This window comes from Bradyrhizobium sp. Ken51 (assembly GCF_055807435.1).
On sequence record NZ_JBVVPB010000005.1, the window covers coordinates 285,925 to 305,883 of the forward strand.

Here is a 19,959-nt window from a genome sequence, read left to right on the forward strand (position 1 = left end):
TTCGGGAATGCATTCGATGGCTCCGATCCGCCCGGCCGGTGGGATCCGCCGTTTGCTAATTTGCTACCAAGTGACGCCACTTTCTTCTCGCAGTCGTCTCCGGCCAGACCGGGCGACCCGCCGGACCTACGCTGCGTTGTGCCCCGCCTCTTCGCGGCATGTTCCCAGTCGCGATTGTCTGCTCTGCTGTCTTCGACGTCTTTGACGAGCCGCCATCTGGGTTTGGTCCCGACGTTCCCATCTATGGCAAACGGAGGGACGCCGCCGACATCATCATCGGTTTCGACACCGGGCACCACTCACTGGACCGATTCGAGGGACGGAGTCTGGAATGTCGCTACGAACTGGAGCGCCGGCGTCCCGGGCATCATTGGCTCTGCCTTCCTCGATGCAGCGGGAGCGTATGTCGTCACCAGCACGGCCCGCGTTGATATCGAGAGCCTGGTCGTTGATGCAGGCGCGACGCTTTCGTTCGGTGCCGGGTCGCCCTTTATCGTCGAAGACGATGCAGTGAACAATGGGACTGTCGACGCTGGGGCATTCCTTGGCAATCGCATTGCTGCGGGGGACTTCAAGGGTGACGTCAGCGGCACGGTGTCTTTCGAAATTTCAGACAAGGCGATCCTGGAGATCGGAGGTTCGGTTTCGGGGCAATTCTTGAATGGATCGTTCTCCGGCATAACCGTGTCGTTCGACACCGGGGTTGGCACGCTTGTCCTCGACCAGTCGGCCAAGTTCCAGGGGTTGATTGCCGGTTCATCGCCGGGGGCACCGCTTTCGCCAGAGAACTTCATCGACTTGAAGGATCTGCCCTTCACATCGTCGATGTCGGCGACTGTCCATTATGACAACAGCTCGAATATCAGCGTGGTCGATTTCAGCAATGGTGCGGCCAATGTCACCTTGCTGTTCTCGGGGATGGACTCGAATTGGAATTTCAGAAGCGACGGGCAGGGAGGCACCATTGTCTCCGATCCACCCACAAATCCCATCGTACTGGAAAACCAGAAGCCAGGTACGCCGAAAAGTGTCTGGCAGATCCAGCCGGGCGGCAATTCGCATCTGACCCAGGGATTTGCGACAGCAATCAGCGCCAATGTCGGCGGGACGGTCCAATTCAAGATCAACAACCTGACCGGCAATCCGAACTATCGCGTCGATGTTTACCGGCTGGGCTATTACGGCGGTGATGGTGCCAGAATGGTTACGAGCCTGCAGCATCAGGCCGCAGCTTCCATCGTCCAACCCGCTCCATTGACGGACCCATCTAGGGGCCTAGTAGATGCCGGCAATTGGAGCGTGACCGACTCCTGGAGCGTGCCAACCGATGCGGTCTCGGGCGTCTACATCGCCAACGTCGTCAACGGCACCGAAATTTTCCAGATCCCGTTGATCATAAGGAACGACGCTTCGCACAGCGACATCGTCCTCCAGACAAGTGATGAAGACTGGCAAGCCTACAACGGCTGGGGAGGGGCTAACCTTTATTTCGGGAACGGCCCGGGCATCAACGGATCAGCCTTCGCGGTCAGTTACAATCGCCCCCTCGTAACGCGTGACGGCGAGGGAACCTTTTCCGAGGGGGGAGACTCCCCGTTCACGGCCGAGTTTGCGGCCATTCAGTGGCTCGAGCAAAACGGGTACGATGTCTCCTACATTTCTGGAATCGACGCTGCGACAAACGGCTCGTTGTTGCTGAACCATAAGATCTTCATGGACGCGGGGCATGACGAGTATTGGACCGAAGCTCAGCGCGCTAACGTAGAGGCCGCAGCGCATGCTGGCGTGAACCTTGCGTTTCTCACAGGCAACGAGATCTTTTGGAAAACAAGGTTGGCGCCCAGCATCGACGGGAGCGGATCAGCCAACCGCACACTCATCAGCTACAAGGATACGCATGCAAACGCGTTGATTGATCCGACAGGACGGGCGACCGGCAATTTCGCTGATCCGCGGTTCGGTCCGGCTCTTCCCGCGAATGAGTTGACCGGTACATTGTTCGCAGTCAACGCGTTTCGGTATGACACGATCACGATACCGTATCCGATGACCCAATTGCGTTTCTGGCGCAATACAGCTGTCGGGCAAACGGCTCCCGGGCAGACCGCCTCGCTCGTACCGGGCCTATTAGGCGTCGAATGGGACGTCGCACCCGACAACGGATTCCGCCCAGCCGGGTTGGTCAATGTCTCATCTTCAACAGTGCAGGTGAATGGACAGTATCTCCTTGATTATGGCAACACGTTCGCAAATGGCACAGCGACCCACAATCTCGTAGTGCATCGGGATCCCGTTAGTGGTGCACTGATATTCTCGGCCGGTTCAATCAACTGGTCGTGGGGGCTTGCTAGCGACCACGACGGGCCGGCGACTTCGGTGGATCCCAATGTACAGCAGGCGATGGTCAATCTGTTCGCCGACATGGGGGTTCAGCCGGGGACGCTGCAAGCGAGCTTGACGATCGCGACCCAATCGACAGACGCTACAGCGCCGACCTCCGGCATCACGAATCTCTCGGCTGCCACTGTTGCCGAGGGGCAATCGATCACAGTGACGGGGACGGCCACTGACGCGGGTGGAAAGATTGCCGGAGTCGAGGTTTCCACCGATGGTGGCGCAACCTGGCATCCCGCCACCAGCAACGTCGGTGCGGCGAACGCGACGTGGTCATACACGTTCGTCACAGGCGCTCAGGGAACATATAATCTCAAGACCAGGGCGGTAGACGATAGCCTGAACCTGGAAACATCCGCTGCAGGTGTTACTTACACCGTCAATCCGTCTTCCAACCTGACACTCTTCAGCATTGCCGATACGCCCACGGTGATCTCGAACGACGATTCCGGCTCAGTTGAGCTTGGTGTCAAATTCGTCCCCACCGTGTCGGGCAAGATCACCGGCATTCGTTTCTACAAAGCGTCTGAGAACATTGGCACTCACATCGGTGATCTCTGGACCACAAACGGCACCCTGCTTGGGAGCGCCACCTTCACCAACGAAACGGCGAGCGGCTGGCAGCAGGTTAATTTCGCCACGCCTATCAGTGTGAACGCTGGCGTGACGTATGTTGCTTCCTATCACACGAACACCGGCCACTATTCCTCAACTGATTTCTACTTCATCAACTATGGAGGCCTTACGAAAGGGGCGCTCACTGCGCCTGGCAGCAGCCTCAACGGCGTCTTTGCCTATGGCAGTGGCCCGATCTTCCCCGACGACGTTTCCTCTACAAAGGCCGCAAATTACTGGGTCGACGTCGTTTTCTCTGATTCCGGCACGACGTCACCACAAGCTAACGGGGACAGCGGCTTCACGGTTAGTCAAAATGGTGTGCTGAACATTCCGGCATCAACGCTGCTCGCGAACGACACCAACCCGTCCGGATTGGCTTTCTCACTTAGTGGCGTCAGTAATCCGGTCAATGGAAGCGTAGGCTACAATTCGCAAAATCAGACCGTGACTTTTGCCCCTGCCAATGGTTATGCCGGGACAGCGGGTTTCACCTATACGATCACGGACACGAGCGGGCAAAGCGGGTCCGGCCAGGTATCGCTCAACGTCAGTTATCCAGTCTCTGCGCAGAGTCTGTTCGGCACCAATGATGCGCCAGGGGCCCCCAATTCCGGCGATACCAGCCCCGTCGAAGTTGGAGTCAAGTTTACCTCATCCGTGAACGGGACAATAACCGGCCTGCGCTTCTACAAGGGATCTTTGAATACCGGTCCCCATGTTGCGGATCTCTGGAGCTCGACCGGTACCCTGCTTGCGACTGCCACGTTCACGAACGAGACAGCCAGCGGCTGGCAGCAGGTCAACTTCTCCACTCCTGTGGCCATCACGGCAGGCACCACCTACGTCGCGTCCTACCACACGAGCGGTAATTATTCCGGTACGCAGAACTATTTCACGACGTCGCTTACCAACGGTCAGTTAACGGCTCCGGCTAGCGGCAATGGTGTCTATGGCTACGGATCCGGAAGCATTTTCCCGACCAGCACCTACAAAGCTTCCAACTACTGGGTGGACGTCGTGTTCAGCGGATCCTCCACGACGAATAATACGCCGCCCACCGCGGTTGCTGACGTCGGTGATGCCACCGAGAAGGGCGGGGTGAACAACAGCACCGGTGGCACGGCGGCCACGGGCAACGTGCTGACCAACGATACCGATCCCGATGCGAACGATACCAAGACGGTCACCGCCGTCAGCTTCGGCTCGACCAGTGGCACACTCGGTTCAGCGCTCTCTGGAGCGCACGGCAGCCTGGTGCTCAATGCCTCGGGCGCCTTCACGTACGCGGTCAACGAGACGGATCCAGCCGTGCAGGCCTTGCGGCTGTCGACCAACACGCTCACCGACGTGTTCAATTACACGATGCGCGACACCGCCGGCGCCACGTCATCGACAACGTTCACCGTTACCATTCATGGCGCCAACGACGCGCCAGTGCTGGCCGTCCAGACCGGCGATCAGACCGCGACAGTCGGCACGTCATTCTCCTTAACGCTGCCTGCGGGCACCTTCACCGACGTCGATTCCGGGGATTCGCTCGCCTATACAGCGACCGCCGCCGATGGCACGGCACTTCCCGCATGGCTGACCTTCGATGCCTCGACTCGGACCTTCAGCGGGACACCAACGTCCACCAGTGCTGGCACCCTCAGCGTCAAGACATCGGTCACCGATTTCGGCGGTCTGTCAGCCAGCGAGACGTTCAATCTCGCGGTGACGACAGCGTCCTCATCCGTGAGCCTGTTCTCGACCTCGGACACGCCGGCCATTCTGTCGAATTCCGATACGTCGCAAGTCAACCTTGGTGTGCAATTCACATCCTCCGTGGCAGGCACGATCACCGGCATCAAGTACTACAAGAGTGCAAATGACCCCGGGACCCATACGGGCGTGTTGTGGAGCAGCACCGGTACGCTGCTGGCGAGCGCGACCTTCGCCAACGAGGGTAGCAGTGGCTGGCAGACCGTCACGTTCAGCAATCCCGTGTCGATCGCGGCTGGCACCATCTACGTCGCGAGCTTTCACAGCAACGGCCATTATGCTGCCACCGCCAACTACTTCACCACCGCTCGCACCAGCGGTCCACTCACGGCTCCTGCCAACAATAATGGCGTCTACACTTACGGAACAAGCAATCTGTTCCCGACCAGCACCTACAAAGCTTCCAACTACTGGGTGGACGTCGTGTTCAGCGGATCCTCCACGACGAATAATACGCCGCCCACCGCGGTTGCTGACGTCGGTGATGCCACCGAGAAGGGCGGGGTGAACAACAGCACCGGTGGCACGGCGGCCACGGGCAACGTGCTGACCAACGATACCGATCCCGATGCGAACGATACCAAGACGGTCACCGCCGTCAGCTTCGGCTCGACCAGTGGCACACTCGGTTCAGCGCTCTCTGGAGCGCACGGCAGCCTGGTGCTCAATGCCTCGGGCGCCTTCACGTACGCGGTCAACGAGACGGATCCAGCCGTGCAGGCCTTGCGGCTGTCGACCAACACGCTCACCGACGTGTTCAATTACACGATGCGCGACACCGCCGGCGCCACGTCATCGACAACGTTCACCGTTACCATTCATGGCGCCAACGACGCGCCAGTGCTGGCCGTCCAGACCGGCGATCAGACCGCGACAGTCGGCACGTCATTCTCCTTAACGCTGCCTGCGGGCACCTTCACCGACGTCGATTCCGGGGATTCGCTCGCCTATACAGCGACCGCCGCCGATGGCACGGCACTTCCCGCATGGCTGACCTTCGATGCCTCGACTCGGACCTTCAGCGGGACACCAACGTCCACCAGTGCTGGCACCCTCAGCGTCAAGACATCGGTCACCGATTTCGGCGGTCTGTCAGCCAGCGAGACGTTCAATCTCGCGGTGACGACAGCGTCCTCATCCGTGAGCCTGTTCTCGACCTCGGACACGCCGGCCATTCTGTCGAATTCCGATACGTCGCAAGTCAACCTTGGTGTGCAATTCACATCCTCCGTGGCAGGCACGATCACCGGCATCAAGTACTACAAGAGTGCAAATGACCCCGGGACCCATACGGGCGTGTTGTGGAGCAGCACCGGTACGCTGCTGGCGAGCGCGACCTTCGCCAACGAGGGTAGCAGTGGCTGGCAGACCGTCACGTTCAGCAATCCCGTGTCCATCGCCGCTGGCATCCCCTACGTCGCGAGCTTTCACAGCAACGGCCACTATGCCTCCAGCACCAGCTACTTCACCACCGCTCGCACCAGTGGTCCGCTCACGGCTCCTGCCAACATCAATGGCGTCTACACCTACGGAACGAGCAATCTGTTCCCGACCAGCACCTACAAAGCCGCCAACTACTGGGTGGATGTCATGTTCAACAGCTTGAGCGGCGGCGCCAACCAGTTACCAGTCGCTGCGAACGACAGCGGCCTCTACGCCACGCAGAACGTCCCCTTCGCGATACCGACCTCGGTACTGCTTGCCAACGACACCGATCCCGATGGCGATAAGCTCACGATCACGAGCGCGAGCGGCGGTGTGAATGGCGTTGCCAGCTTCAACGCCCAAAGCAACAGCGTGATCTTCACTCCGACGACCGGCTACACGGGATCGGCGTCCTTCAACTACAGCATCTCCGACGGCCATGGTGGCACCGCCAGTACATCCGTCGCTCTCAATGTGACCGCTGCGTCTTCGACGACTGTGAGCCTGTTCAGCGCAAGTCAGGTGCCTAGCATTGTGGCAGCCAATGATCCAAATTCAGTGGAACTGGGCGTCAAGTTTCAGACGTCTACCCCAGGCGATGTTGTCGGCATTCGCTTTTACAAGGGGCCGTCCAACACGGGCACCCACGTTGCGGATCTTTGGAGCAGCACTGGGAATTTGCTGGCAACCGCGACATTTACCAGCGAATCGGCCGGCGGCTGGCAGCAGGTCAATTTTGCCACGCCCGTGACGATCATGCCGGGAACCACCTACGTCGCCTCCTATCACACCGCCGGAAATTACGCGGCTGATCCTGGCCTCCTCGCCAACGCAATTACCAACGGACCTCTGACGGCTCCATCCTCGGCATCGATCGCAGGCAACGGTGTGTTTGCGTATGGGCCGGATAGCCTATTTCCAAACAACACTTACAACGCCACGAGCTACGGCGTTGATGTGGTTTTCAGGCAGCAGCTCGCAGCATAGGAGATACCAGATGCACGCCGAACTTTATACCGACGGAATCGAAGAAATTACCGTTAGCGGAACCATCGTCCGCGTCGATCTGGTCAGTCTTTCAGCGACGGAGCGTGACGCCAACAATGTCCCGAAACGCGTGTTTTCTCAGCGGCTGATCTTTTCGGTCGAATCCTTCGCCAATTCGGTCGATGTGATGCAGAAGGCGCTTCAGGGGTTGGTCGACGCCGGCGTAGTCCGGCGAAATCAGCCAGCTGAGTCGCACAACAGTACGTCGGTCGTACGCGATGCGCTCGCGCCCAGCACGCCACGGTCTCATAATGTCTCTTCGAACTTCCGGTGAAATCGACGCCGCTGGTGGCGCGAAAGGCCGGGTTGTGGACCCGTCTGGATTGGCGACGCAGACGGCATTGGAGTGCCTGTCCAAGATTGCCGGTTATCATGGGATCGACCTGCCGGTCGAGCGTCTGAAGCACGCCTATGCCGTAGCCGCTCCGCTCTCGTTGAACCTTCTGTTGCGCATGGCCAAGGATGCAGGTCTGCGCGCGAGAAGCACGAAAATCGAGTGGGGTGCGCTGATCCGTCTCGGAGAAGCCTATCCGGCGCTGACGCGGCTAACCAATGGCAACTGGATCGTTGTCCTTGGTGCAGGACTGGGAGCTGAGGGCACTGAGGTCGTCAGCGTCTTCGACCCGCTCGCCGACCGCAAGGACGAGGTCTTGGTTGTCGACCGGGACCGATTCTGTGCCCAATGGGCCGGGGACACCATCCTGATCAAGCGCGAGCAGTTGACACAGGATGGGCGCAGAAATTTCGGCCTCCGGTGGTTCGTACCGGAATTGCTTCTTCAATGGCGACTGTTCAGGGACGTCGCGATTGCCGCCATCATGCTCTATGCGTTGGGCCTCGTCGTCCCGATCTTTTTCCAGCTCGTCATCGACAAAGTTCTGGTTCACGAGAGCTACACCACGCTCTACGTACTCGCGGCAGGCGCGGCCGCAGCACTCGTCTTTGACGCGATATTCGGCTTTCTGCGGCGCTACCTGCTACTTTATGCGACCAATAAGGTCGACATTCGAGTTGCTACAAAGACGTTCGGTCATCTCCTCGGGCTGCCGGTCACCTTCTTCGAGCACATGGCAGCGGGGGTCTTAGTCAAGCACATGCAGCAAGCGGCGCGGATCCGTGAGTTTCTGACCGGCCGACTATTCTTAACCACCCTCGACGCGCTATCGCTGTTCGTCTTCCTGCCGGTACTTGCGATCTACAGCGTCAAGTTGACGCTTATGGTTTTGGCCTTCACTGCCGCGAGCGGTGCTGTTGTCGGCCTGCTCATGGGCCCTTTCCGGCGACGTCTTTACGATCTTTACCAGGCGGAAGGTGCGCGGCAGGCTCTCCTCGTCGAAACAGTTCACGGTATGCGCACGGTGAAGTCGCTGGGGATGGAGCCCGTGCAGGGCAGGATTTGGGATAGCCGCTGTGCACAGTCGATTACCATGCGATTCGGTGTCGAGAAGATTTCCGCCGGTGCCCAGGCGCTCACCGGATTTCTCGAGAAGATCATGACACTTGGGATCATCGCTGTCGGAGCGCTCGATGTCTTCGCTGGAGAAATGACAATCGGCGCGCTGGTCGCGTTTAACATGTTGGCCGGCAGGGTCTCCGGACCACTGGTCCAACTCGTGACCATGGTGCACGAATACCAGGAAGTTGCTCTTGCCGTGAAAATGCTCGGCGAGGTGATGAATCAGAAGCCTGAGCGAGATGGCAAGAAAGATGGGCTTCGGCCCGACTTCGCCGGAAAAATCGAGTTCGAAAGTGTTTCTTTTCGCTACGGAGCTGAGGGAGCGCCGGCGCTCGATGATGTCTCCTTCACCGTCGAGCCAGGTTCGATCTTCGGGATCGTGGGCCGAAGCGGCTCCGGCAAGACGACGCTCACAAGGCTGATTTCGGGCATGTATCCGGTGCAACAGGGGCTGCTCCGTGTCGACGGATACGATTCGAGGGAACTCGACTTGGCACACCTGCGCCGAAACCTCGGAATCGTCTTGCAGGATAATTTCCTGTTTCGAGGGACGGTCCGCGACAATATCGCATGCGTAAAACGGGACGCGACATTTGCCGAAGTCGTCGCTGCGGCGCAGCTCGCAGGCGCCGACGAGTTCATCGAGCGGTTGCCCCGTGGCTTCGACACCATGCTCGAGGAAGATGCCTCGAACCTGTCCGGCGGGCAGAAGCAGCGGCTCGCGATTGCGAGGGCTCTGATCGTCAATCCACGGATCGTGATTTTCGATGAGGCGACGAGTGCCCTCGATTCCGAAAGCGAAATGATCATCAAGCGCAACCTCCGCCGTTTGGCGGCAGGGCGTACCGTCATCATCGTCTCGCATCGGCTGTCAATGCTGACTGAAGCAAGCCGGATCCTGGTGATGGACCGCGGCCGAATCGTTGACGTGGATCGCCACGACCACCTCCTGTCGAAATGCACCATCTACAGGCATTTGTGGAACCAACAGATGAAACAGATTGCATGATGGAGCCAAGGCAACCACGGACGGACGCGAACACGAACGGTCTGGTCCTGGCCAGAACGGTCGAGCGACGGCGGAAGTTATTCAGGCCGGTGCCGAGGCGAGCGCCTGTGATCGCCGAATTCCAGTCGGATGCAACCGAAGTCGAGCAGCAAGCGCCGCCGCGGCTCGCGCGTCTTACCCTCTACAGCGTGCTTGGGCTAATTGCCTTCGCGGTCACCTGGGCATCCGTTTCGCAAGTGGAGATGATCGTCACGGCGCAGGGGAAATTGACCACGACACGTCCAAACCTGGTCGTACAGCCGTTGGAAACGTCGGTCATACGCGAGATCCACGTCAAGGCCGGTGATCGCGTCAACCGCGGCGACGTTCTGGCTACGCTCGATCCGACCTTCTCGCAGGCTGATTTCGATCAATTGCGCGGCAGGGTGGCTGGTTTCGATGCGTCGATCGATCGCCTGGGCGCCGAAGTGAATGGAACCGAGTATGCCGCCAAGGAGCTCACAAATGCGGACCAAATCCTGCAGGGCAAGTTGTTCTTGCAGAGGAGAGCCGCCTATGAGGCGCAGATCCAGAACTATGACGCACAGATCGCTTCCGCTCGAGCCAATCTGAAGACAGCGCAGGACGAAGAGACGGTTCTCCTTCAGCGACTCGATACGATGCGTTCAATTGAAGCCATGCGCACCACGCTGATGGACAAAGAGGTCGGTTCGAGGCTGAACTTTCTACTGTCTCGCGATGCACGGCTCGAGGTTGAGAGCAATCTGGCGCGCGTTCGTGGCAGTATCGCCGATACGACCCATCGGCTGGACAAGGCCCGCGCTGACCAGAAGGTCTTCACCGAGGAGTTTCGTCGCACCACTTATCAGGAACTGGCAGAGACGCTGCCGAAGCGCAACAGCGCAGCAGAGGAATTGAAGAAAGCCGACCGTCGTCGGCAGCTGATCGTCCTGCAGGCGCCGGCAGATGCCGTGGTGCTGGACATCGCAAACCGCACAGTCGGCTCGGTGGTTCGCGAAGCGGAAACGCTGTTTGTCCTGGTTCCTCGTGATGTGCCTCTCCAGGCGGAGGTCAATGTCGAGGGTCGGGATATCGGTCAGGTGGCGCTTGGACAAGCGGTCCGGATCAAGTTCGAAGCGTTTCCTTTCCAGAAGTATGGAACGGCAACGGGCGAGGTCCGCGTCATCAGCCAGGACACGTTCTCGCCGGATCCGAAGGCCGAAGGAGCGCGCCGCGCGCCAGCTCCCTATTACCGCGTACTGGTCGATTTGTCCGACACGCACCTTCGGCTGCCGGCTGAGCGCATTCAACTGATTCCGGGTATGGCGGTGACGGCCGAACTGAAAGTCGGCAAGCGCACCGTGATTTCTTATTTCCTGTACCCCTTGCTTCGCGGTCTGGATGAAAGCATCCGGGAGTACTAGGCATTCAGCGCCAACGGCGATTCAATGAAAGCAATTCCAACGGCATGCAGCACGCTTCGCATGAATTGCAGACGATTGCAGGCCATCGTCCGACGGCCGCACAGCAGAGGCACCATCGACGTGATCCGATGGGATCGGATGGCACACAGGACCGCAATGGCTCAAGTACCGACGGAATGCACGGGACTGCTGGCTCGCGGCGTGAAGATACCAGCTAATGCCGATGCGAGTACGAGCGGTGCCTGCTATCAGCGGTATTTGCGGGGGTGGGCGGCCTTCCGCATATTCCGGTAATGCGCGATCTGCCTGTCTCACTTTGCACAGGGGTCACGGCGCGGGCCGGGGGCCGATCGAAGACGAACGTCGCCTGGTCCGCGCCACACCGGTGTTGCGAAGGGACTGACACCCGGCAGAGCCACGTGCAGCGGCGAACCGATCGCCTGGAATGTTCTGCGCATCGAGACTGCAAAGCGCGTCGGCCGCTGAGTGCAGAATAATAATCGAGAACAGGGCTTATCTGGCCCCGATAATCCGCCTTACGCGAAATTATTCAAAAATACCCGGGGTTTGCAAGCGATTACGTATTTTAAAAACCCGATAGTTTAATCACTTGAAAATAAAAGCCGCCCCTGTATTATAAGATTATAAATCAAATACCAAAATTAAATAATTTGAATGGTCGTGTTTCCTCGCAGGAGCCGTGATGCGCGCGCAGCGTCGATATTCGAAACATGACCGAGACCGCGAGCGAGGCCATGCGCAGCCGGCAGCGCATGTGGCGGCGATACATCAGGACCAAGACTGCTTGCCGAGCGCTTAGCTATGAAGGAGCGTGTCATGATCTTCGTAACCGTCGGTACGCAAGTCCAGTTTGACCGTCTGATCCAAACGGTCGACGATTGGGCCGGTGCACGGGCGAGAAGCGATGTTTTCGCCCAGATCGGGCCATCAAAGCATCAGTGCAAGCACATCCGCACCGAACGATTTGTTGACCCCAGTGGATTCAGGAATTGCGTTGAGGCGGCAAGCCTCGTGATCGCTCATGCAGGCATGGGCTCCATTATCACCGCCCTCGAACTTGGAAAGCGAATCATTGTCATGCCGCGTCGTGCGAGCTTGGGCGAACACCGAAACGATCATCAGGTCGCAACGGCAAAACAGTTCGCCGCACAGGGCCGGATTGAGGTCGCTTTCGAGGAAAGGGAATTATCCGACAAACTCGATCAATTGGACGTCCTCAACCGATGCGAGCGCCTTGGTGGTGAAGCATCACCACAGCTGATTCTGACAATTCGGACTTTTATTGAAACGGGACATATCCGTTCACAACCTACCAGCGCTTCAGCTTAGGCGGTTAATATGGAGCTACAAGACAGTCGAGCCTCTTCTCCTCGCCGGTCGCGCCGGAACGATGATGGAAGGGGTGCATTTTCCAACAACGAGGACTGCCGAATGAACGCGCAGCCATGCTCGACGTATCCTCCATGATCGTGAGATGGAATGTCGGAGATACACTGCGCGTGTGCCGGCGTTCATTTTCGACTGGGTATGGCCAGCAGTTCGGCTATCGCCAGAGCAGCCGAAAGCCATAGCCAAGTAAATTCTACATTTAACCCGATTTCAAACCACTGGTGCAGTTATGTCGAACGACACAATAGGAATTGGAGTTATCGGATACGGCTATTGGGGACCGAACTTGGTCCGCAATTTCGCTGCTCATCCCTCGGTTCGTCTAGTCGGCGTATGCGACTTTGATTCGGAAAAGCTCGCGGCAAGCAAGCGGCTTTATCCGGGGGTGATAACGACGTCCTCCTGCGACGAGCTGCTCAAGAACCCTGCCGTCGATGCCGTGGCCATCGCTACGCCGGTTAATACACACTATGAACTCGCTCTATCCGCACTGAAGGCGGGCAAGCACGTTCTGGTGGAGAAGCCGCTTGCACAAAATTCAGATCTGGCCCGACGCCTGATCGATGAGGCGGCTCGGCGCTGCCTGATATTGAGCGTGGACCACACTTTCATCTACACGCCCGCGGTGCGGAAAATCCGCGAACTCTTGGTCAAGAAAGAGCTCGGTAGTGTCTACTACTACGACAGCACACGCGCGAGCCTCGGCTTGTTCCAGAGCGATGTCAATGTGATCTGGGACTTGGCGGTGCACGATATTTCGATCATCCACTATATCTTCGATGAGCAGCCCGTTGCCGTTTCGGCGACAGGATCATGCCATGTGGTCGGCTCGCCGGAAAACATGGCTCATATAACGTTGTTCTTCGATAGCGCGTTTGTAGCCCACATTAGCGTCAACTGGCTCTCGCCAATCAAAGTCCGCCAGACGTTCATCGGAGGCAGCAAGAAGATGATCGTTTACGACGATCTTGAACCGACGGAAAAGATCAAGGTATATGACAAGGGCATCACAGTTGATGGCCCCTCCGACAAAGCCCATCAATTCCGGATCGGTTATCGGGCTGGCGATATGTGGGCTCCCCACGTGTCCCCGAAGGAAGCGCTGCAGGTCGAGGTCGACCACTTTATCGATTGTGTGCGCAGCGGGACGCGACCGATTTCAAGTGGGATGTCCGGACTGCGGGTGATCGAGGTCCTGGAGGCTGCATCCCGCTCGATCGCCGAGCATGGCAAACCGGTCCTGCTGAAACGCCAGCCGCGCAGGGTCCCGGAACGTGCGACGGCAACGGTCTGAATCATTGGCGGGCGATATTCAAATGCGCGAACAGCGCGACGGTCTTGCGATTAGTGCGGTACAACGCTCCATCCTGTTTTCGGCGGTCGATCGCTATGGCAGTCTTGTGCTGTTCCTGGTCGCTACCGCGGTTCTCTCTCGTCTGCTATCGCCCGCGGAATTCGGAGTGTACGCGGTCGTCAATGCCGTCACCGCGGTAATTGGTGCATCCTTTCAGGAGTTCGGGGGCGGAAACTATCTGATTCAGAAGCGTGATCTATCTCCAGCCGATGTTCGCTCAGCTTTCACCATCTCGCTCGGGATCTCAGTGGCCATAGCGCTTCTTCTGTTTGTTCTTGCAGGCGCGCTCTCAGATCTTTTCGCCCAGGACGGTCTCAAGAGGGGCATTGAGGTGTCGGCGATGAATTTTTTCCTGGCACCAGTTTCGGGGACAATTTCGGCCTTGCTGCGCCGGGACATGAAGTTCGGCACGTTAGCCATTTGCAACTTCGCCGCGGGTGTGGCTGTTGCTCTGGTCTCGATCGGGCTAGCGATGGCGGGATTCAGCTATATGGCGCCGGTCTGGGGAGCCCTGACGGGAAGCGTGATTTTGACCTTGGCGCTGCTCGCCAGTCATCGGGACTTAAACGCACTGCGTCCCTCGCTCCTCAAATACCGCGAGATCGTCAGCTTTGGCCTTTATGCTAGCGGGGTTAGCGTCATCAACGTCTTCTACAATCTGGCGCCCCAGCTATTCCTTGCAAGAATTCTGGACTTTATGTCCGTCGGTCTGTACAGCCGCGCGATTAACCTAACGCAAACGTTCGACAAGCTCGTTACGCAAGTATTGAACCCTGTGATCATGCCGGCGATTGTCGCAAGGCGCGAAGCGGGGGACGACCTGAAGGCCATCTATCTCGAGGCGATCGAGCTGCTTTCCGCCGCGCACTGGCCGTTCCTGATATTCGTGGCCATTATGGCGCGACCGATCATCGCGATCTGGCTCGGCGAGACGTGGCTGGAGGTCGTGCCTCTCGTGCGGCTGCTCTGCATCGCAAACATGGCGCTTTTTGCAGCGTGCTTGAGTTATCCCATGCTTGTAGCGGTTGGAAGGGTGCGGGACGCTTTGATCTCCTCCTTCATCTCCCTACCTCCGTCGCTTCTTGTAATTTTTTGCGCATCCTTCTTCGGTGTGCAGGCTGTCGCCGCCTCCGCCGTTTTGACGTTGCCCTTCCAAGCTGCAGTTGCGATCTATTTTATCGGCCGGCACCTAGGCCTTAGGCCAACGGACATTACTCGCGCGCTGATGAAGAGTGGGGTCGTCACAGCGATAACAGCATTGGGCACATTCGGCTGCGCGGCGCTGACGGAACAGGGTATCCTGACGTCATTTGTCGGTTTGGCCTCGGGATTGTGTGCTGCGGCGCTTTGCTGGTGCCTAGGGCTGCTGCTGACCGGCCACCCGCTGCTGCATCAGCTCCATCTCGCTGCAGCTAGTCTGGCCCGTGTTGCACCGAAGCTGAGGCCATCGCGTTCGGCCCTGTGAGGCCTTGCGATTCTTGGAGGCGGAGATGCCCATTACGAACGACGTAAAGCTCGGTAGGGACGTCAGGATTTTTCATCCCGATCTAGTCAACCTGTATGGTTGCACCGTTGGTGACGAGAGCAAAATCGGAACCTTCGTCGAAGTCCAGGAGGGGGCAAAGATAGGCGCGCGTTGCAAGATATCGTCCCACAGCTTCATCTGCGAGGGCGTCACGATCGAGGATGAAGTGTTTGTTGGTCATGGTGTGATGTTCACGAACGATAAATTCCCGAAGGCAACGACCGCGGATGGTCGTCCTCAGCAAGCGTCGGACTGGACACTGCAGCGCACTCATGTCGGTAGGGGAGCTTCCATCGGATCGAACGCGACCATTCTGTGCGGTGTGACAATCGGTGCGGGTGCCTCCGTAGGCGCGGGTGCGGTGGTGACGAAGGACGTTCCGCCCGGCGCCATCGTCGCCGGAGTGCCCGCTCGGCTTCTGTTCGGAACTGAGAACACCGTTCTGGGCGATAAACCAGTTTAAATCTAGATGTGCACGGTATCTAATTTAATGCTTGATTTAATAGAATAATGCGAGTTAATTTGTTTATACAATTTTACTCCATCCAAGGTGTTGAATCTTGATACCCTTCCTGGATCTGAAAGCCCAATATAGCCAGATCAAGCCGGAGATCGACGCCGCGGTCGCGAGAGTCGTGGGCAGCGGTCACTTTGTGCTCGGCCCAGAGGTGGCTGCCTTCGAGGAACGCTTTGCGGAGTATTGCCGGGCCGCCCATTGCCGCGCGGTGAACAGCGGAACTTCGGCGCTTCACCTTGCCTTGTTGGCGGCCGGCATCGGACCCGGCGACGAAGTCATCACGGTGTCCATGACGTTCGTTGCGACAACCGCAGCCATTCTCTACAGCGGCGCCAGGCCCGTGTTTGTCGACGTTGACCCGTTAACATGGACGATGCATCCCGGCTCGATCGAAGCTGCGATAACACCACGAACCAAAGCGATCCTGCCGGTCCATCTCCACGGGCTGATGGCCGACATGGATCCCATCATGGAGATCGCGCGTCGTCACGGTCTCGTCGTCATCGAGGACGCCGCGCAGGCGCATGGCGCGGAATACCGCGGACGTCGCGCAGGCTCGATTGGCGATCTGGGATGCTTCAGCTTTTACCCCGGCAAGAATCTTGGAGCTTTTGGCGAGGGTGGGGCCGTCGTAACCGATCGACCTGAATTGGCGCGCCGCGTGTCACTGCTGCGGGATTGGGGACAGGAGACGAAATACAATCACGTCATTCCCGGATACAACTATCGCATGGACGAAATTCAGAGCGCGATACTGAACGTCAAGCTGGACTACATCGAGCGTTGGACGGAAGCGCGTCGGTCGCTCGCCGAGCGATACAATGCACTGCTGTCTGATCTGCCATTCGCGCGTCCCCAGCCTCCCCACCACGCCCGTCACGTGTACCACGTCTATGCGGTCAGATTGCCGTGCCGCGATGAGGGGCTGACGCTGTTGCGTGACGCCGGCATCTGCGCCGGGATCCACTATCCCGTTCCCGTGCATCTGCAGACGGCCTATGCGGACCTCGGTTATCGTGCCGGTGATCTCCCCGTCACTGAGATGCTGGCCAACGACTTCCTCTCTCTTCCCATTTATCCGGAGTTGCTGCCGGAACAGGCGGTTGAAGTTGTCTCGACATTGAGGAACGCGGCGGCGCTGCAGCCCAGCGAAGCCGTCAGCAATCGAGCGGAGCATCCACAACACGTCATGACATGGTCCCACAGCAGGAGGGCGTCTTGATCGATCTCAAGGGAAAACGCGTTCTGGTCACCGGCGGCGCAGGTTTCATTGGTTCCCACATCGTTGATCTGCTCTGCGATGAGGGCTGCATCGAGATTGTTGCCATCGACAACATGATAAGAGGCCGGCCGGCAAATCTCCGGCGCGCGCTCGGGCGTGGGCCGGTGAGATTGGTTCACGGCGACATCCGAGATCGCAAGCTGATGGAAGCGTTGGTCAAGGCTGCCGATATCGTCTTCCACCAGGCCGCACTCCGCATCACTCATTGTGCGGCCGAACCACGCCTTGCCAAGGAGGTCATGGTGGATGCCACCTATGACCTGTTGGAGTTGTGCATCAAGCACGATATCGAGAAGATCATCGCAGCGTCGTCGGCGTCCGTATATGGCATGGCCGAGGAGTTTCCGACGACCGAGCGGCAGAATCCGTACAACAACCGAACTCTCTATGGGGCTGCCAAGGCGTTTAACGAAGGGCTCCTGCGGGCCTTCAACGATGTAAGCGGCCTCGACTATGTGGCATTCCGATATTTCAACGTCTACGGCAGCCGCATGGATATCCACGGACGTTACACCGAGGTCTTGATCCGTTGGATGGAGCGCCTGGAAGCCGGGTTGCCTCCGATTATTTTTGGTGACGGCCGCCAGACCATGGATTTCGTCCATGTCCGCGACATCGCGCGTGCCAATATCCTTGCGGCCAGGGCCAAGATTACTGATGAGGTTTTTAACGTCGGGAGCGGCACTGAAACCAGTCTGACCGAGCTGGCGACTGTGCTTGCGTCCGTGATGGGACACCGCGGCTTGACACCCGAATTCGCGCCCGAGCGCTCGGTCAATCCGGTGCCGCGACGGCTGGCGTCGACGGGCAAGGCAGAGCGTTTGCTTGGTTTCCGCACCACGGTCTCGCTTGAGCAGGGGCTCGCCGATCTCGTAAAATGGTGGCGATCCGAACGCGATCTCGCTTCGGACCGTCAGCGACAGGCAGCAGCATCGTGAGTGCGGCTGAGGCAGAACGCGCGGCCGCGCCATCTGAATAGATTTCGTTGGTGCCGCGGATAGCAGCTCTAGCAGGGGATGCGCCGCAGAGACTGATGGACCCTGCGGCCGCCTCAGAGAGGTACGGAAATCTGATTCATTCCACCGGGCCCGCCATGATTTCGATCGTCGTCCCAGCTCACAACGAGAGTTCCGTGATTGCACGGACGTTGAGCCAATGGGTTGGCAAGCCAGCTTCGGACGAGCTGCGCGTTGTCGTCGTTTGTAACGGCTGTACAGACGACACTGCGAATGTCGCCCGGCGTTTCGGCCCAACTGTCAAAGTTGTGGAGTCGGACACCGCAAGGAAGACCCACGCTCTGAACCTTGGTGATCAAATCGCGGACATGTTTCCGCGAATTTATGCTGACGCCGATATTGTTATTACCGTTGATGCCATTCTAGCTTTGGCAAGACGCCTGAATGTAGGTGACGTTTTGGCGGTGGCGCCTACGGCAGAGATCAATCTGGCGGGCTGTTCCTGGCTGGTTCGCAAATACTTCGGAATTCGGTCACGGCTGCCGTCCTCGCGCGAGGGAATCGGCGGTTCAGGCGTGTACGCCTTGTCCGAGGCTGGACGCAGGCGGTTCGGCCAATTTCCAGACATCACTGCTGATGACACCTATGTCCGACTTCAGTTCAGACGGGAAGAGCGGGAGACTCTGGCCTGCGTGAGGTCCACGGTGTTCGCCCCACGCACTCTGCTGCAGCTCGTCACCGTCAGAACACGGGCCTATAGGGGAACATTCGAGCTCGCCCGGCGCTTTCCCGAGCTGCGCGCAAACAAGGGAGCGGCCAATAACTGGACACTCGTCACACTGTTCAAAGAACCTCGATTGTGGCTCGGCTTGTTGATCTATTGCTGTGTCAACATTGCTGCTCGATGTAACGCTACCACAGGCGGCCGACCTGGAGATCATCTCTGGCAACGAGACGAGACTTCGCGGGTGGCGCTGCCGGATTCGATCAAATGAGGCGCCAGTTCGGTTGGGCGCGTGATAGGAAAATCGAACGGGTCGCGCCATAAATGCTTGATTTTAAATACCCCGCCTGTTAATTTAAATGGTAATTTAATAATAAATGCAAGCAATTCGAGGCTTTCGATCCGCTCGTTCAGGGGGAGCTCGCGAATCTTGCAGCATCTTAGGGAGGCCAGCCAATGCTTCGGAGCCCGGTCTTTCACCACAACACGGTGCTGAACCCCAATACGGAGCAGTCACGCAACGTACGGCCGAAAGTGCTGGCAGTCTCCTCGGGTGGGGGCCATTGGGTGCAGCTGTTGCGGATCAAACCCGCTTTCGAGCATTGCGATGTTACGTTCGTCACCGTCCATAAATCTTATCGCACGCAGGTGCCCGACCACAAGTTCTACCTCGTCAACGATGCTAACCGCTGGACCAAGATCGCACTGTTGAAAGCAGCGCGCAGAATCGCCTGGATCGTTTGGAATGAAAAGCCGGACATCGTAGTCTCGACGGGTGCTGCTCCGGGATATTTGGCGCTGCGGTTCGGACAAATGATGGGTGCGCGCACCATCTGGCTCGACAGCATCGCCAACGTTGAGCAGCTTTCGATGTCGGGAGACCGAATTGGCCATTGCGCCGACCTCTGGCTAACGCAATGGCCTCATCTGGCGCGACCCGATGGACCCCACTACACAGGCGCGGTGCTGTGAGCTTCGCGATGGGCAGAACGCTTAGATATCTTGAGCACTTCATCCACACGGTTGATGAGTGCCAATAGGGCTGAGCGACTCGGCA

At 58.4% G+C, this 19,959-nt stretch carries 12 protein-coding genes; all 12 read left to right on the forward strand.

Annotation, left to right across the window (positions count from 1 at the left end; translation table 11 throughout):
• Positions 1-243: 243 nt before the first annotated feature.
• Positions 244-7,185: a DUF4082 domain-containing protein gene (locus AC0L27_RS12490; protein ID WP_473319234.1), complete on the forward strand. Its 6,942-nt coding sequence runs from the start codon at positions 244-246 to the stop codon at positions 7,183-7,185.
• A 10-nt stretch (positions 7,186-7,195) separates the two neighbouring features.
• Positions 7,196-7,519, forward strand: a complete 324-nt coding sequence (locus tag AC0L27_RS12495) for a hypothetical protein (RefSeq protein ID WP_473319236.1) — start codon at positions 7,196-7,198, stop codon at positions 7,517-7,519.
• A complete protein-coding gene (locus AC0L27_RS12500) occupies positions 7,497-9,710 on the forward strand; it encodes a peptidase domain-containing ABC transporter (protein WP_473319238.1) in 2,214 nt (737 codons plus the stop codon). Before AC0L27_RS12495 ends, AC0L27_RS12500 begins: the two co-directional genes overlap by 23 nt.
• 107 nt (positions 9,711-9,817) lie before the next feature.
• Positions 9,818-11,134: an HlyD family type I secretion periplasmic adaptor subunit gene (locus AC0L27_RS12505; RefSeq protein WP_247282837.1), complete on the forward strand. Its 1,317-nt coding sequence runs from the start codon at positions 9,818-9,820 to the stop codon at positions 11,132-11,134.
• Between the two features lie 837 nt (positions 11,135-11,971).
• Positions 11,972-12,484: a glycosyltransferase gene (locus AC0L27_RS12510; protein WP_473319239.1), complete on the forward strand. Its 513-nt coding sequence runs from the start codon at positions 11,972-11,974 to the stop codon at positions 12,482-12,484.
• Positions 12,485-12,773: 289 nt separating this feature from the next.
• Positions 12,774-13,838 carry a Gfo/Idh/MocA family protein gene (locus AC0L27_RS12515; RefSeq protein WP_473319241.1) on the forward strand — a complete coding sequence of 355 codons (1,065 nt, stop codon included), beginning with the start codon at positions 12,774-12,776 and terminating at the stop codon, positions 13,836-13,838.
• 22 nt (positions 13,839-13,860) lie between these two features.
• Positions 13,861-15,363 (forward strand): lipopolysaccharide biosynthesis protein, encoded by a 1,503-nt coding sequence (locus tag AC0L27_RS12520; RefSeq protein ID WP_473319243.1) that lies wholly within the window; start codon positions 13,861-13,863, stop codon positions 15,361-15,363.
• Positions 15,364-15,388: 25 nt separating this feature from the next.
• Positions 15,389-15,886 carry an acyltransferase gene (locus tag AC0L27_RS12525; protein WP_473319244.1) on the forward strand — a complete coding sequence of 166 codons (498 nt, stop codon included), beginning with the start codon at positions 15,389-15,391 and terminating at the stop codon, positions 15,884-15,886.
• Between the two features lie 97 nt (positions 15,887-15,983).
• Positions 15,984-17,162, forward strand: a complete 1,179-nt coding sequence (locus AC0L27_RS12530; RefSeq protein ID WP_473319246.1) for a DegT/DnrJ/EryC1/StrS family aminotransferase — start codon at positions 15,984-15,986, stop codon at positions 17,160-17,162.
• The gene (locus tag AC0L27_RS12535) at positions 17,135-18,160 is read left to right on the forward strand and encodes an NAD-dependent epimerase/dehydratase family protein (protein ID WP_473319247.1); all 1,026 of its coding nucleotides are present in this window, start codon (positions 17,135-17,137) and stop codon (positions 18,158-18,160) included. The genes AC0L27_RS12530 and AC0L27_RS12535 overlap by 28 nt, the downstream gene beginning before the upstream one ends.
• A gap of 155 nt (positions 18,161-18,315) precedes the next feature.
• Positions 18,316-19,173 carry a glycosyltransferase gene (locus tag AC0L27_RS12540; protein WP_473319249.1) on the forward strand — a complete coding sequence of 286 codons (858 nt, stop codon included), beginning with the start codon at positions 18,316-18,318 and terminating at the stop codon, positions 19,171-19,173.
• A 185-nt stretch (positions 19,174-19,358) separates the two neighbouring features.
• Entirely contained in the window at positions 19,359-19,874 is a 516-nt protein-coding gene (locus AC0L27_RS12545; protein ID WP_473319251.1) for a UDP-N-acetylglucosamine--LPS N-acetylglucosamine transferase, read from the forward strand.
• Positions 19,875-19,959 lie beyond the last annotated feature (85 nt).